This is a genomic window from Paraburkholderia sp. J8-2 (genome assembly GCF_905220195.1).
GTDB lineage: Bacteria > Pseudomonadota > Gammaproteobacteria > Burkholderiales > Burkholderiaceae > Paraburkholderia.
In genome coordinates, this window is sequence record NZ_CAJMZA010000001.1 from 732906 (window position 1) to 747669 (window position 14764).

Sequence of the window (14764 nt, forward strand, 5' to 3'; positions counted from 1 at the left end):
AGGCAGCGCCGCGGCGCTGCCTTTTTTCCGTCAACCGCTCACACGATCAAGCCTTCACCGCGCGCGCCGCATTCCTGCCGCGCAACCATTCGAGCGCGAGCAGCAGACACGTGGAGAACACGATCAGGATCGTTGCAAGCGCAGCGATCGTCGGGCTGATGTTCTCGCGAATACCCGTGAACATCTGGCGCGGCAAGGTGGTCTGGTCGGCGCCCGCGAGGAACAGCGTCACGACCACCTCATCGAACGACGTCGCGAACGCAAAGAGCGCGCCCGAAATCACACCCGGCGCGATCACGGGCAGCGTGATGCGGAAGAACGTCGTGACCGGATTGGCCCCGAGCGAAAGGCTCGCACGCACGAGATTGTGATTGAAGCCTTGCAGCGTGGCCGCGACAGTCGTCACGACGAACGGCACGCCCAACGACGCATGCGCGAGGATCAGCCCGAGATACGTATTGGCGAGGCCGAGCGGCGCGAAGAAAAGGTACATGCCCACACCCACCACCACCACGGGCACGATCATCGGCGAGATGAGCACGGCCATGAGCAGCGCCTTGCCGCGGAAATCGGCCTTCGTGATACCGATGGCCGCGAGCGTGCCGAGCACGGTTGCAACGAACGTTGCCGCCGGGCCCACGATGAAGCTGTTCTTCGCGGCCATGCGCCATTCGTCGGACATCACGAGGTTCTCATACCAGCGCAGCGACCAGCCCGGAATCGGATAAACCAGGAATGTGCTCGACGAAAACGACAGCGGCACGATGGCGAGCACCGGCAGGATCAAATACAGCAACGTGAGCACGACGAGCGCGCGCAACGCGAAGTACCACACGCGTTCGACGGCGGACGTATGCGGCGCAAAAAGCGGTTTGGCGAATTTCATGATTGCGCCTTCCTCAGCCAAGGCTCAGTTGCGTGCGCGTGAAGCGCGCGTAGACGAAATAGAGCACCGTGGTCGCCGCGAGCAGCAGCGCACCGAGCGCGCAGGCCATACCCCAGTTGATCGACACGTTGGTGAAGTACGCCACGTAATAGCTGACCATCTGGTCGCCCGGGCCGCCGAGCAGCGCCGGCGTGATGTAGTAGCCAATCGAGAGAATGAACACGAGCAGCACGCCCGCGCCCACGCCAGGGTACGTCTGCGGCACGTACACGCGCCAGAAGGCCGCGAACGGATGGCTGCCGAGCGACACCGCCGCGCGCTGGTACGTGGGTGGAATCGACTTCATCACGCTGTAGAGCGGCAGCACCATGAACGGCAGCAGGATGTGCGTCATCGAGATATAGACGCCCACACGGTTGAACAGCAGCGTCAATGGCTGCGAGATCAGACCCGTGCCCAGCAGCGCCTTGTTGACGAGGCCCTCGCCCTGGAGAATCACGATCCACGCGGCCACGCGCACGAGAATCGATGTCCAGAACGGAATCAGCACGAGGATCATCACGAGATTCGCGCGGCGCTCGGAGAGCGTCGAAATCCAGTAGGCGAGCGGGTAGCCGAGCAGCAGCGCGAACAGCGTCACGAACACGCTGATGACGAAGGTGCGGGCGAATACGTCGAGATAGATCTGCTGATCGGGGTCGGCGGCCACGATATTGCCGAATGCGTCCTGCCGGTGGTCGAGCGAGGCGAGCAGATAGAACGGTGAGTAACGCGAACTATTCTTCGCGATGGCCTGCCAATACGCGACGTCGTTCCAGCGGTCGTCGAGTTCGACGATCTTGGCGCGCGTTTGCGCGGGGGTGAGCGTGAGCGGTTTGCCGTTGTCGTCGGCAAGCGGCATGGCGCGCGCGGTCTTCGCGACCAGCGAGCGGAAGCCCGCGATTTCCACGTTCAGGCGTCGTGCCAGCGCGCCCATCGCGTCGCCGTCCTTCACGACAATCAGGTCTTGCGCAAGCGCCGCGTAGGCCGCGTCGGGCGGCGCGCTCTTGCGGTCCCAGTCGCGCAGCGCCGTGATGGTATGCGGCAGCGCCGTCGCCACTTCGGGATTCTGCACCGCGCGTGTGAGGAGCGCGGCGATCGGCACCACGAAAATCAGCAGCAAAAAGATCGCGAGCGGCGCGATCAGCATGAGCGCCATCGTGCGCTTCTTCGCTTGCGCCACGCGCAGTTCGCGCTTCAGGCGCGCGGTTTCTTCGCGTGCCGCGCCGGTAACGTTGGTCACGGTCGTCATTGTGGTCACTTACTGTCTCCAGCCTCTGGGCCGCACGAAGCGGCCAAACGCTCCGGCGCGTGGTGCACCGGAGCGTCGCTACTTCACGCTTACTTCGCGGCCCACGAGGCGAAGCGCTGCTCCAGCTCGTCGCCGTGGTCGGTCCAGAACGTCAGGTTCTCCTGAATGGCGTTCTTGCCATTGGCCGGCGAATTCGGCAGGTTGGCGAGCGTCTTCGCGTCGAGCGCCTTGATCGCATTCGCGTTCACCGGGCCGTAGGCGATGTGCTGTGCGTACGCTTGCTGCGGCTTCGGCGAAAGCGTGTAGGCGATGTACTGCTCGGCCAGCGCCTTGTTCGGCGCGCCCTTCGGGATCGCCCAGTAGTCGAGGTCGTAAATGCTGCCGGTCCACACGACCTTGAGGTTCTTGCCTTCGCGCTGCGCGGCATCGATACGGCCGTTGTACGCCGTGGACATCACCACGTCGCCCGCGACCAGGAATTGCGGCGGCTGTGCGCCGGCTTCCCACCACTGGATGTTCGGCTTCAGTTCATCGAGCTTCTTGAAAGCGCGGTCCTGACCGGCCTTCGTCGCGAGCACCTTGTAGACGTCCTGGGGCGCCACGCCGTCGGCCATCAGCGCGAATTCCATGTTGTAGCGCGCGCCCTTGCGCATGCCGCGCTTGCCCGGGAATTTCTTCACGTCCCAGAAGTCGGCCCAGTTCGCAGGTGCGGTCTTGAGCTTGTCGGCGTTATAGGCGAGCGCCGTGGACCACACGAAGAAGCCTGCGCCGCAGGGCTGCTGCGCCGCCGGCATGAAATCGCCCTTGTTGCCGAGCTTGGCCCAGTCGAGCTTCTCGTAGAGACCTTCGTCGCAGCCGCGCGCGATGTCGCCGGTTTCGACTTCCACCACGTCCCAGTCCACGTGCTTCGCGTCGACCATGGCCTTCACCTTGGCCTGCTCGCCGTTGTACTCGACAGCGGTGATCTTGTTGCCCGTCTGCGCCTGGAACGGCTCGTTGAACGCCGCCTTCTGCGCATTGCCATTGGCGCCGCCAAAGTTCACGACGGTCAGTTCCGCGGCATTCGCCACGCCGAACGAGAGTGCGAGCGCGGCCGCGACCGCTGCAACGCGCATGTTGCCGATCTGCTTCATGGTTGAGTCCCTTCTCCTTGGTGGTTTGTCTTGCCGGGCCCTTCGGTGCGAGAGATGTGGCCCGATCGTCGAGACGCCTGCTTCGCGAAGCGACGGCGCGCGAGATTGCGCGCCGCGCCCGCACGCCTCATGCGAACACGCGCAAATGCTCAGGCGCGAATTCGAGTGCGACCGGCTGACCGGGCGCGAAGCCATCGAGCGCCTCGGTGCCGAGCGGCACCTTCACGAAGCACTCGTCCTGCTGGGGCAGGCCACAGCGCATGCGCACGTGGTCGCCGAAATAGATGAGGCCGCGCGCTTCGCCCGCCAGCGCGTTTGCGCCATAGCCCTTCGAACCGTTCGCGAGCTTCATGCGCTCGGGGCGAATGCACGCGATAGCCGCGGCACCGGCCTGCGCCCCCGCGACATTGCGGCCCTTCAGGCGCGTGCCGTCGGCGAGATGCATTTCGCAGTACTCGCCATCCACGGCGGCGATGGTGCCGCGCAGCCGGTTGCTGTCGCCGATGAAGTTCGCCACGAACTCGTTGCAAGGCGACTCGTAAAGCCGGTCCACGGTGTCGAGCTGCTGCACGATGCCCTTGTCGAACACGGCCACGCGGTCCGACATCGTGAGCGCCTCACCCTGGTCGTGCGTGACGTAGACGAAGGTAACGCCGAGCTTCTCGTGCAGCGACTTCAGTTCGTACTGCATATGTTCGCGCAATTGCTTGTCGAGTGCGCCGAGCGGCTCGTCCATCAGCACGAGCTTGGGCTGGAACACGAGCGCGCGGGCGAGCGCAATGCGCTGCTGCTGGCCGCCCGAAAGCTGCGCCGGATAGCGCTTCGCGAAGCCTTCCATGCGCACCATCCTGAGCGCGTCATCTACGCGCTGCGCGCGTTCCGCAGTGGGCACCTTGCGCACGCCCAGCGGGTAAGCCACGTTCTGCTCGACCGTGAGATGCGGAAAGAGCGCATAGTTCTGAAACACCATGCCGATGTCGCGCTTGTGCGGCGGCACGTTGTTAAGCAACTTGCCTTCGAGGCGGATCTCGCCCCCGGTGGGAAACTCGAAGCCGGCAAGCATCATCAGGCAGGTGGTTTTGCCCGAGCCGGAAGGTCCGAGCAGCGTCAGAAACTCTCCCTGGTAAATATCCAGGTCAAGTTGTTTGACGACCAGTGTCTCGCCGTCGTACGTCTTGCGTACGCCGCGAAAGCTGACGATCACATCCGAGGTCTTCATTCGCCCTGTCTCCATTGCATGCTCTTTCTCCCGGCCCGCCTCTTCTGACGCGATTAAATAAATGCTGTCACAGGCTTTAACCGAAACTGACGTGCGAATTACTATAGATGGTCCCGGCTCTATTCAATGGAGCCATTTCATTATTATCGATGGAACCACTTGGCCATGGTCATCCTGTCCGAATGGCTCGCCGCGCAACTCGACAAGGAAAGCGCCGAGCCCGCCTACCGTCAGCTGCTGCAGCTCATGCAGCAGGCCATCCTGACGGGCCGGCTCGCGCCCGGCACCAAGCTGCCCAGCTCGCGCACGCTGGCCGGCGACCTCGGCGTGGCGCGCAATACCGTGCTGCACGTGTACGACCAGCTGAGCGCCGAAGGCTACGTGATCTCGACGACGGGCAGCGGCACCTATGTCGCCGACACACGCCCGGACTCGGCGGCCGTGAGCACGGCGGCGCCGGCCGCCACCGACGACGACAATGAGGAAGACGATGCGAACGGCGCCTCCCCGCGCGGCGACATGTCGATGCGCGGCCAGCGGCTCATCGACGGGGCGGGCGTGTCCGCCAAGCAGTGGGGCGCGTTCATGCCGGGTGTGCCCGACGTGGCCGAATTTCCCGCGCGCACGTGGAGCCGCCTGCAGGCGCGGCTGTGGAAATCGGCGAATCATGGTTTGCTAACTTACGCGCCAGGCGGCGGCTACCGGCCGCTGCGGCGCGCGCTTTCCGACTACCTGCGCGTGGCGCGCTCGGTGCGCTGCACGCCGGACCAGATCATTATCACGACCGGCATTCACCAGTCCATCGATCTGGCCGTGCGCCTGCTCGCCGACGTGGGCGACACCGCGTGGGTGGAAGAACCGTGCTATTGGGGCGCGCGCAGTGTGTTGCAGTCCTCAGGGCTGAAGCTCGCGCCCATTCCCGTCGACGACGAAGGGCTCAACCCGCGCGAGCAGGACCTGCGCGACCCGCCGCGCATCGCGCTCGTCACGCCTTCGCACCAATACCCGCTCGGCATGGTGATGAGCCTTGCGCGCCGCCGCACGCTGCTCGAATACGCGCGTCAGCACAAGGTGTGGATCATCGAGGACGACTACGACAGCGAGTTCCGCTACGGCAGCCGCCCGCTTGCGTCGCTGCAGGGTCTCGACGAGTCCGACCGCGTGATCTACGTGGGCAGCCTTGGCAAGCTGCTGTTTCCGGGCCTGCGCATCGGCTACATGGTCGTGCCCGAGCGGCTCGCGGCCACCTTCCGCACGGGCGTGGCTGAGTTGTATCGCGAAGGCCAGCTCATGCAGCAAGCCGTGCTCGCCGAATTCATCATGGACGGCTATCTCACCTCGCACGTGCGCCGCATGCGCACGCTCTATGGCGAGCGCCGCCAGTTGCTGATCGACGCGGTCACGCACCATTTCGGCGACGCGCTGCCGGTCATGGGCGACGAAGCGGGCCTGCACTTCGTGCTCGGCCTGCCCGATCACGCCAACGATCGCGTCGTCGCCACAGCCGCCTTCGATGCGGGCGTCATCGTGCGTCCGCTTGCGGCCTACTACAGCATGCGCCAGGATCGTAAAGGATTGCTAACGGGTTACGCGTGCGTGCCGCACGAGGAAATCGCGCCGGCCTTTGCAACGCTCGCGCAAGTGATCGAGAAACACGCGTTTGCGAGGCCGGAAAAACTGCGGCGCGCCGGTTGAACCGAAGCGCGCCGCTGCGTTGAGTCGCGAAAAAATGCCTATTTCAGCCCGAAATCCACACGCGTGGTCGCGCCCTTGTCGTCGATGCCCTTCGCATCCAGCTTCGGCGCCACGACGAACACGCGGCTCGGATCCACCTTGCCTTCGAAGTACTGCTGCACCGCTTGCGCGCGCTGCTGAGCGAGATTGCGCAAGGTCGCGTCGTCAACGGGCGCGTGCTCGGCCAGCGCCTGCTTCATGTCGTCCACGGGCAGCGTCTTCGTGAAGCCGATCATATTGTGCGGCTTCTTGAAGTCCGCATCCTTGTAGACCTTGGTGAGGTACTTCTCGTACTCCTTGTCGTCGACCTTCACCTGCGAGGTATCCACGCTCTCGCCGTTGCCCACCGTGTCCTTCACCTTCTGAAGCCGCACGAGGCGATCCACGTATTGCTCGCGCAGCGCGGGCGTGTCCACAGCCGGATCGACACGGCCGATCAGGTCGATCTTGATCGAGGGCTTGTCGTCGAGCGCCTTGACGATCGTGTCGAGCTTCTTCTGGTCGTCATCGGTCAGCTTTGCCGTGCCCGCTGCGAATTCGACATAGCCCAGATCTTCGCCGCCGCCGCCAAATGCGTTGGCGAGCAGCGTGAACGGCGCGGTCACGGCCTTCGCGATCAGGTTGAGCACCGCCTTCCAGATCAGGCCGCCCAGGCTGAACTCGGGGTTCGAGAGCGAGCCCGACACCGGAATGTTCACGTCGATCTCACCCTTGCGATTCTTCAGCAGCGAGATCGCGAGACGCACCGGCAGCTTGGTCGCTGTGTCGTTGTCGATGTGATCGCCGAACGTGAGCTGGTCGATGAAGATATGGTTGTTCGCCGAGAGCTGGTCGTTTGCGAGCTGGTAATGCAGGTCGACGTTGAGCTTGCCCTTCGTGATCGGGTAGCCCGCGTACTTCGCCGAGTACGGCGTGAGGTTCGTGAGCTCGATGTCATGCGCGCTCGCCGTGAGGTCGAGCGAGGGCTTCTCGATGAGCGGGTTCACCGTACCCTTGATCGAGAGCGGACCGTTCGCCGCGAGCTTCGCGGAAATGTCCACCGGCGCGGGCGTCGTCGACTCCGTGCCGAACGCGCCCACCGTGCCGTGGATCTGCACGAGGTCGGCGGTGTAATTCGGCTTGATGAAGTTGTCGGTGTAGTTCACGCGGCCGTCTTGCAAAACGAGCTCGCCGAAGTGCAGGCGCACGGGGGTCTTCGGCGCCTGCGCGGCCACGACCGTGGCAGGCGCGGAAGCCGGCGCGGGTGCGGAAGCGGTCTGCACCGGCGCGCTCGCCGCTTGCGGCGTGAGCGGCACGGGTTCGCGCGCACCTGGCTTCGCGCTCGTGTCCTGCGTGAGCGACTGCGCCGCGCCGGTTTGATGCGCAACCACGTCCTTGAGATTGAGCTTGCCTTGCGCGTCGAGCAGCACGCGGCCATAGAAGCCGGAGAAGGTCACGCGGCTCGCGTCCACGTCGGTGCCGCGCGCGTCGTCGTAGTTCGCCTTCAGGTTCGTGAGCGCGAGCGAGCGCCAGCCTGCGAACGGGCCGGACGTGGCCTTGTCGAGCATGCGCACGTCCACGAGCGCCGCGTCGCCGCGATAGTTGGCCTTGAGCGCCTTGCCCTGCTCCACGGAAAGCTGCCCGTTCATGTTGAGCAGCGCGCTTGCGACCACCGCATTGAGCTGGTTGCCGAAGTAAGGCTCGAACGCGGCGGCGTCGAGCCGGTTCGCGTCGATCTTGAGTTGCGCCGTAAGCGGCGTGGGGTTGATCTTGCCGCTCAGCGCCAGGGTGCCCTTGCGGTTGACGGTCGCCTTCAGGTCGATCGGCAGCGGGTGCCGCAGATCGTCGCTGATCTGCTGGATCTTCAGGTCGAGCGGCGTGACGGCGAGCTTCGCCGGGCGCTGCGTCGAGTTGTCCGTGAAGTTGATCGTGCCGTTACTGAGCGTGAAGGCATCGATCGTGTAGCGCCACGCCGGCCCTTCCTGCACCGACTTCTGGGCCGCGTGAATCGCCGTGCGCTCGGGCGCCGCCTGATGCGTGGAGGCGAGCTGCGCCAGATCGATCTGGCCGTTCTTCTGACGCTCGGCATTCACCACAAGGCCGGTCAGGTCCACCGAGGCGATCTGCGCCTTGCGCGCGTTGAGGTCGATTCCCGTCACCTGCACGGTGCCCTGGGCGAGCGCGATGGCAGGCGCCTTCGCGCCGCGCGCCGCGAGCTTGAGCGACTCGAGGCCGAGCGTGCTCTGGCCGACCTGCACGACGGCAGGCTGCTGCGCCCAATCGGCCTTGAGCGTGGACGTGAGGTTCAGCTTGCCGTCCACGACCTGCGCGCTGCTCAGGTTGTCGATATACGGCTGCATCTGCGGCAGGCCCAGGCCCGCTAGCGCGATGTTGGCTTCGGCGTTTTTGCCCGCCATGCTCAGCGTGCCCGACGCCTTGACCGTGCCGCCGTCATTCGCGGTCGTGGCAAACGTAAACGGCGCGCCTTCCTTCGAGGTACTCGAGAATTTTTCGAGCGTGGTGGAGAGCTGGGTGAGGTCGATGTTCACCGTGCGCGAAGGCACATCGTCGCGCACGTGCACGGTGCCGTTCGTGAGCGCGAACTGGCGGATCGAGAGATCGAGCGGCGCGGGCTTCGCCTCTTCGGGCGCGGCCTGCGCGTTCGCCGCACCCGAGGCAGCCGTGGCGCCCGATGCCGGCGCGGCGCTCGCAGCAGCCTTGCTCCCAGCCGGCGCATTTTGCGCCGCCGGCGCGCCCAGCAGCTTCTCGACGCTCAGCACCCCTTGCTTGTCGCGCGCGACCCAAGCGGTAGGCGCGTCGAGCCGGATATCGTCGAAGCGATAGACGTTGCTGAACGGCTCGAGCGAGGCCGCCGCCACGTGCAGGCTGCGCGCGCCGAAAAACGGCGCGTTGGCGTTGTCGGTCGAGTCGAAGTCATTCAGGTCGGTCGTGCCCGTCACGCGCAGCGTGGGCTTCTCGCCCGACATCACGAAATCGAGTTTGAGGTTGGTCGAGAGCTTGCCGCTCTTTACCATGACCGGCAGCTTCGTCGGTGCGTAGGTGAGCAGCTTCGGCACGTCCAGATCGGTCAGGCGCAGTTCCACTTCCGACTCGCGCGTCGCGGAGAACGGCTTGGTCTTGCCGTCGATGGCGAGCGTGCTCGCACCGTCAATGCGCGCGCGCAGCATCGGCTCGACGAAGATGTCGGTCTTGGAAGGCAGCGTGGCGATGAACGGGATGCCGAGCGACCAGCGATCGATCACGTGCTTTTCATTGAGCAGGCGATCGTCGAAAGTAATCTGGCCGTTCTCGACGCGAATGTTGGAAACCGAAAACTGCGCGGGCTTGCTGTTCGGTTTCGAGGGCGTCGAGAACTTGTCGATGAGGTCCGAAAAGTTGAAGTGCTGCGCGTCGAGCCGCACGATCGTGGCCTGCGGCGAGTCGAGCCGCAACTCTTCGACGATGGGCGCCGCGCGAAAGATCGACGACCACGACGCCTGCACAACGGCACGCGACACATCGAAGAAGTCGCCATTGCCACCGCGCTCGCCGATATGCACGCGGTCCGCTTCGAGACGCAGCGTATACGGATTGAGCGCGATGCGGCCGATCGTGACGGGACGCTCGAGCTGCTTGCTCAGTTGCTGTTCGGCGACGTGACGAATGATGGGCGGCGCGGCGAAGAAGCCGACCAGGCCGAACACGATGAGAAAGATGACGACGCCCGTGAGGATGCGCCGGGTGCGGGGCGCACGCGCGACGGCGCGCACCGATTGCAAGGAAGAGTTGAGCGACGCTTTGTTGAGGCTTGCCATGCTTGCTTGCGGATGAGGCGGCAACAGGCCCGCCGCGGAATGTGGGTCTGAAGTCGGAAATCCGGGGATGCCGACAGCCGGAAGTATAGGTCCGATAGAAGATCGGACGGCGGGAAAACGCCGCCCGCGGCGCAGGATTTGCGCAACAAGACGTAACAACGGAAGTGAGATTGCCCGGTATCTGTCGCGCGTGTTGCGCGATGCATAAGAATGCGGGCGGGGAGCGCGGGCGTTGCGCGTTTGAGCAGGCTTATGCGGCGCAAAAAAAGCGTTGGCGGGAGAAAGTCCCGCCAACGCCTGTTTCAGCTTGGTTCGGCCCGGCTCAGCGCTTACTGGCGCTCGACGGCGGGCGGCTGCCAGCTGCCATCGGTCGCTTGCGGCTTCGCGGCGTAGAGCCGCATCACCAGGCGGAAGTCGCCATGCGGCGCCGGCACCCAGTTCGCGCCGCCGCGCGGCCGTTCGGCGCTCACGTGCACGTCGAGCGAGCCGTCGCGGTTGCGCCGCGCGCCGCTGCGGTCGCCGAACGCCACGCGCACGGGCGTGTCGGCGTCGAGCGCGCCGTCGGTCGTATAAGCCGTGATCGACCAGAAACCGCGCACCGGCGGCAACTGCTTCGCCGTGAAGTGCATCGTGTAACGGTTCGCGCCGTTGAGCGCATGACCGTCGCTGTCCTGGCTCACGCGGGCGCGCACTTCGTCGCGGGTAGTCGGAAGACCCGGCGACGTGTACGCGGCGTAGGCGCGCAGCGCGTAGTCGGGGCCGTAGTTGCCCGCGTCGTCACCCACCCAGAGCCAGCCGTTGCCCGCCAGCAGGTTGTTTGGCGGCGTCGCGAGGCGCGCGCGGCCGTCCGCGAGACCCGCCTTCACGACCGCGGCGTCCTTCGTGCCCGAGGGCAGTTCGGCCGGGTCGCCCGGATGCACGCCAATGTCGCCGAGAATCTTGATCGCGTGCGCGTCGTCCGCCGTAGGCGGGTTGTCTTCCAGTGCCTGCGCGAGCCGGTTGAAGAAACCGTTCGCGTCGAGCGCTGCGACCTGGGCGGAAGGCGTGCCCGGCGCCACCGGATCGCCGCTCTGCGTCGCGCCGGACGGCTCGTTACCGCGTGCGCCCCCGTTGCCGCGAGCGCCTGCCTTGCCGCGCGCGCCGCGATCGTCCCAGTCGGAAAGCGTCGTAACTTGCAGACCGTGCTGCAGCCGCCGCACGGCCGCGAGGTCGCCGCCGCCGCGCGTCTGGATGCGCGCGAGGAACCACACGTAGCGCGTCGTCACGTCCACGCGCTTCACGCGCGCGGGCAGCGTGCCCTTCCAGCCGGCCGGAACGAATGCAATCGTTTGCGCTTTCAGACCGCTGACGCGTTCGCCGGTTTGCGCGGCGCCCGTCGACCAGACGACATTCGTCCACATGTCGAGCGCGCGCGCGTCCATGTAGCGGCCGTGCGTATCGGGCAGCGTGACCAGCACCGGCTCGCTCGAAACGTCGAGCCAGCCGCTGGAAGCCAGCGTGTCGAGATTGGGTTCGGGCGGGTTCGAAGCCCCGACTGGCGGCAACGACTGCGCGTGGCGCAGCGTGTTCGGCGCAGCCTGGCCGGGGCCCGTGCCCGTGGCGGCTGTACGCGACAGGTCCATCAGCACGAGCGGATAGCCGAACACGTACGAGTCGGAAACTTCGTCCTTCATCCAGCCGTTGCTCTTCGGCGCGACGTCGCTCGGCGCCGAGGCGCATCCGGCGATCAGGGCAACGCAGGCAAGCACGGAGCCGCTACGGTACGACGAGAATGCTCGATGTATTGTTGTCATTTGTGTGTTGTATTCGGTGCGGGCGGTCCATGAAGTGACGTCGACCGGCTACCCACTCCGCGCGCGGGCCCCCCCAGGGCCGTGGTGAAAGGCGCGCGGCAAGGCGCCAATGCCGCCGGTTGGTATCGTATCGCTCGCGCATGGGCCTGAAAAGACTACAGCGTGGAATATTGCCTTACAGCCGTGTAGCTTGCTCTCAGGCCCTCTATCTGAAACGAAAGTGACGCAGTGTCGCTGCCCCTTGACCTTCCCACGATGGGAACGTAGATACTGCTTAACATCGATTACAGCCTCGCACCCTCACCATGAACGACCCCCTCGTTGCAGAGCGCGCCGATACCGCCGTGGCCGAACTCGAGGTCCACGGCATGACGTGCGCCTCGTGCGCCATGCGCGTCGAAAAGGCGCTCGCCAAAGTGCCGGGCGTCACGCGCGCCTCGGTCAACCTCGCCACCGAAAAGGCCACCGTCGAGGCGAGCGGCGGTGTCGCGGCCGCCACGCTCGTCGCCGCCGTCGAAAAGGCCGGCTACGAAGCCGTGCCGGTCGCCACGGAAACCGCCACGCTCGCCATCGGCGGGATGACTTGCGCGTCCTGTGCGAACCGCGTCGAGAAGGCGCTCGCGCGCGTGCCCGGCGTAGCCGGCGTGAGCGTGAACCTTGCCACCGAGCAGGCCACCGTCAACACACGCTCGCCACTCACGGGCGAACTGCAGGATCAGCTCGTCGCGGCCGTCAGGAAGGCCGGCTATGAAGCCACGCCGCTCGCCGCCGACGTCGACGCCACCCCGGCGAAAAGCGCCGCCGCCAGCGACGAGGCACGCCGCGAATGGCGCGCCGTGCTGGTTTCGGCCGTGCTCACGGCCCCGCTCGTGGTGCCGATGTTCGGCCACTGGCTCGGCTTCGACTGGATGTTGCCCGCAGCCGTGCAACTCGCGCTCGCGAGCGTCGTGCAGTTCGTGTTCGGCGCGCGCTTCTACCGCGCCGCCTGGAAAGCCGTGCGGGCGGGCGCGGGCAACATGGATCTGCTGGTTGCGCTCGGCACCTCGGCCGCGTACGGCGTGAGCGTCTATGCGATGCTCGCCGATCCTGGCAACGGCGCTGGCAACGGCGCTGGCGACATGGCACATCTGTATTTCGAGGCTTCGGCGGTGGTCATCACGCTCGTGCGCTTCGGCAAGTGGCTCGAAGCGCGCGCGAAGCGGCAGACCACCGACGCGATCCGCGCCCTCAACGCGCTGCGGCCCGATCGCGCGCGCATCCGTATCGATGGCGTAAATGGCGCTCAAGCAGAGGAGCGCGAAGTCCCGCTCGCCCAGGTGCGCGTGGGCTCGATCGTGGTCGTGCGTCCCGGCGAGCGCCTGCCCGTGGACGGCGTCGTGCTCGAAGGCCGCAGCCATATCGACGAATCGCTCATCACCGGCGAAAGCCTGCCGGTGCCGAAAGCGCCCGACGATCCTGTCACCGCCGGCTCGATCAACGGCGAAGGCGCGATCGCCGTGCGCACCACGGCCATCGGCGCGGAAACCACACTCGCACGCATCATCCGCCTCGTGGAAAGCGCGCAGGCTGAAAAGGCGCCGATCCAGCGTCTCGTCGACCGCGTGAGCGCCGTGTTCGTCCCCGCGATTCTCGTGATCGCGGCCATCACGCTGGGCGGCTGGCTGCTCGCGGGCGCGAGCGCCGAAACGGCAACTCTCAACGCCGTGGCCGTGCTCGTGATCGCCTGCCCGTGCGCGCTCGGCCTCGCCACGCCCGCCGCGATCATGGCGGGCACCGGCGTCGCCGCGCGCCATGGCGTGCTCATCAAGGACGCCGAAGCATTGGAAACCGCCCACAACGTGAGCGTGGTCGCGTTCGACAAGACCGGCACGCTCACGCTCGGCCAGCCGTCGCTCACTGCGTTCGAGGCGGCCGAGGGACTTGATCGCAACGAGGCGCTCGCGCTCGCCGCCGCCGTGCAGCGGCAAAGCGACCACCCGCTCGCGAAGGCCGTGGTGCAGGCGTATGAGGCGCAAGCGCAAGGCGCCGCCGCCTGGAGCGCCGCGGCCCACGCGCGCGCGGTGCCGGGGCGCGGCGTGGAAGCCGAAGTGAACGGGCGGCGTCTCGCGATCGGCAGCGGCCGCTGGCTCGACGAGCTGGCGCTGGCCGTGCCGCCCACGCTCGCGGCGCGCGCACGTTCGCTCGAAGAGGCGGGCAATACGGTGTCGTGGTTGTTCGATCCGCACGGCGGCGTCCTCGCGTTGCTCGCGTTCGGCGACACGGTGAAGCCCACGGCGCGCGCAGCCATTGCTAACCTCAAGACGATGGGCATCCGCAGCGTGCTCGTGACCGGCGACAACGCGGGCAGCGCGGCGGCCGTGGCCGCGCAGCTCGGCATCGACGAAGTCCACGCGCAGGTGCTGCCCGACGACAAGGCGCGCACGATCCGCGACCTCAAGATCGAAAGCGGCGGCATCGTCGCGATGGCCGGCGACGGCATCAACGACGCCCCCGCGCTCGCCGCCGCCGACATCGGCATCGCCATGGCCACCGGCACCGACGTCGCCATGCACGCGGCAGGCATCACGCTCATGCGCGGCGACCCGGCGCTCGTCGCCGCCGCAATCGATATTTCGCGGCGCACGTGGCGCAAGATTCAGCAGAACCTGTTCTGGGCGTTCATCTACAACCTGATCGGCATTCCGCTCGCCGCCTTCGGCCTGCTCAACCCCATGCTCGCAGGCGCGGCGATGGCGTTTTCGAGCGTGAGCGTCGTGACCAACGCGCTGCTGCTCAGAACGTGGCGGGCAAAGCGCTAACGCAGCCATTCACCACGCGACGTATCGTGCTGAATATAACGAAAGGGCGCTTCATGCGCCCTTTTCTTCATTCCGGCCTTCTCTTTGGAATCCGAATCGTCCCATTTTTTGCGACA

Annotated in this window: 7 protein-coding genes and 2 pseudogenes; 3 read left to right on the plus strand and 6 right to left on the minus strand. The window is 66.1% G+C overall.

The genetic code is table 11. From position 1 onward, the window contains the following. Positions 1-46 precede the first annotated feature (46 nt). From U5A52_RS03190 to U5A52_RS03205, 4 genes are all read right to left on the minus strand, one after another. Positions 47-886, minus strand: coding sequence for an ABC transporter permease (locus U5A52_RS03190; RefSeq protein ID WP_028202887.1), 840 nt, complete (start codon positions 884-886; stop codon positions 47-49). A gap of 13 nt (positions 887-899) precedes the next feature. Then, positions 900-2177 (minus strand): ABC transporter permease, encoded by a 1278-nt coding sequence (locus tag U5A52_RS03195; RefSeq protein ID WP_321914469.1) that lies wholly within the window; start codon positions 2175-2177, stop codon positions 900-902. A gap of 89 nt (positions 2178-2266) precedes the next feature. Further along, positions 2267-3310: an ABC transporter substrate-binding protein gene (locus U5A52_RS03200; protein ID WP_415764486.1), complete on the minus strand. Its 1044-nt coding sequence runs from the start codon at positions 3308-3310 to the stop codon at positions 2267-2269. Between the two features lie 127 nt (positions 3311-3437). Continuing rightward, positions 3438-4529 (minus strand): ABC transporter ATP-binding protein, encoded by a 1092-nt coding sequence (locus U5A52_RS03205; protein WP_321914337.1) that lies wholly within the window; start codon positions 4527-4529, stop codon positions 3438-3440. A gap of 159 nt (positions 4530-4688) precedes the next feature. Between U5A52_RS03205 and U5A52_RS43270 the strand changes: the two are divergent. Beyond that, positions 4689-4971: pseudogene (locus U5A52_RS43270) on the plus strand (GntR family transcriptional regulator); the annotation flags it as partial. 71 nt (positions 4972-5042) lie between these two features. Then, a pseudogene (locus U5A52_RS03210) lies at positions 5043-6224 on the plus strand (PLP-dependent aminotransferase family protein); the annotation flags it as partial. Positions 6225-6262: 38 nt separating this feature from the next. Here the strand turns inward: U5A52_RS03210 and U5A52_RS03215 are convergent. Together U5A52_RS03215 and U5A52_RS03220 are read right to left on the minus strand one after the other, a co-directional pair. Then, a complete protein-coding gene (locus tag U5A52_RS03215) occupies positions 6263-10057 on the minus strand; it encodes a DUF748 domain-containing protein (protein WP_321933900.1) in 3795 nt (1264 codons plus the stop codon). 329 nt (positions 10058-10386) lie between these two features. Further along, complete coding sequence (locus U5A52_RS03220; protein ID WP_321914340.1) at positions 10387-11850, minus strand: DUF1254 domain-containing protein; 1464 nt, start codon at positions 11848-11850, stop codon at positions 10387-10389. 305 nt (positions 11851-12155) lie between these two features. Between U5A52_RS03220 and U5A52_RS03225 the strand changes: the two genes are divergently transcribed. Next, a complete protein-coding gene (locus U5A52_RS03225) occupies positions 12156-14648 on the plus strand; it encodes a heavy metal translocating P-type ATPase (protein ID WP_321933902.1) in 2493 nt (830 codons plus the stop codon). Positions 14649-14764: the final 116 nt, after the last annotated feature.

Bases quoted from the DNA above. Each gene is read 5' to 3' on its own strand.
- U5A52_RS03205 (WP_321914337.1), bottom strand. From the start codon at position 4,529: ATGAAGACCTCGGATGTGATCGTCAGCTTTCGCGGCGTACGCAAGACG.
- U5A52_RS03190 (WP_028202887.1), bottom strand. From the start codon at position 886: ATGAAATTCGCCAAACCGCTTTTTGCGCCGCATACGTCCGCCGTCGAA.
- U5A52_RS03215 (WP_321933900.1), bottom strand. From the start codon at position 10,057: ATGGCAAGCCTCAACAAAGCGTCGCTCAACTCTTCCTTGCAATCGGTG.
- U5A52_RS03220 (WP_321914340.1), bottom strand. From the start codon at position 11,850: ATGACAACAATACATCGAGCATTCTCGTCGTACCGTAGCGGCTCCGTG.
- U5A52_RS03195 (WP_321914469.1), bottom strand. From the start codon at position 2,177: ATGACGACCGTGACCAACGTTACCGGCGCGGCACGCGAAGAAACCGCG.
- U5A52_RS03200 (WP_415764486.1), bottom strand. From the start codon at position 3,310: ATGAAGCAGATCGGCAACATGCGCGTTGCAGCGGTCGCGGCCGCGCTC.
- U5A52_RS03225 (WP_321933902.1), top strand. From the start codon at position 12,156: ATGAACGACCCCCTCGTTGCAGAGCGCGCCGATACCGCCGTGGCCGAA.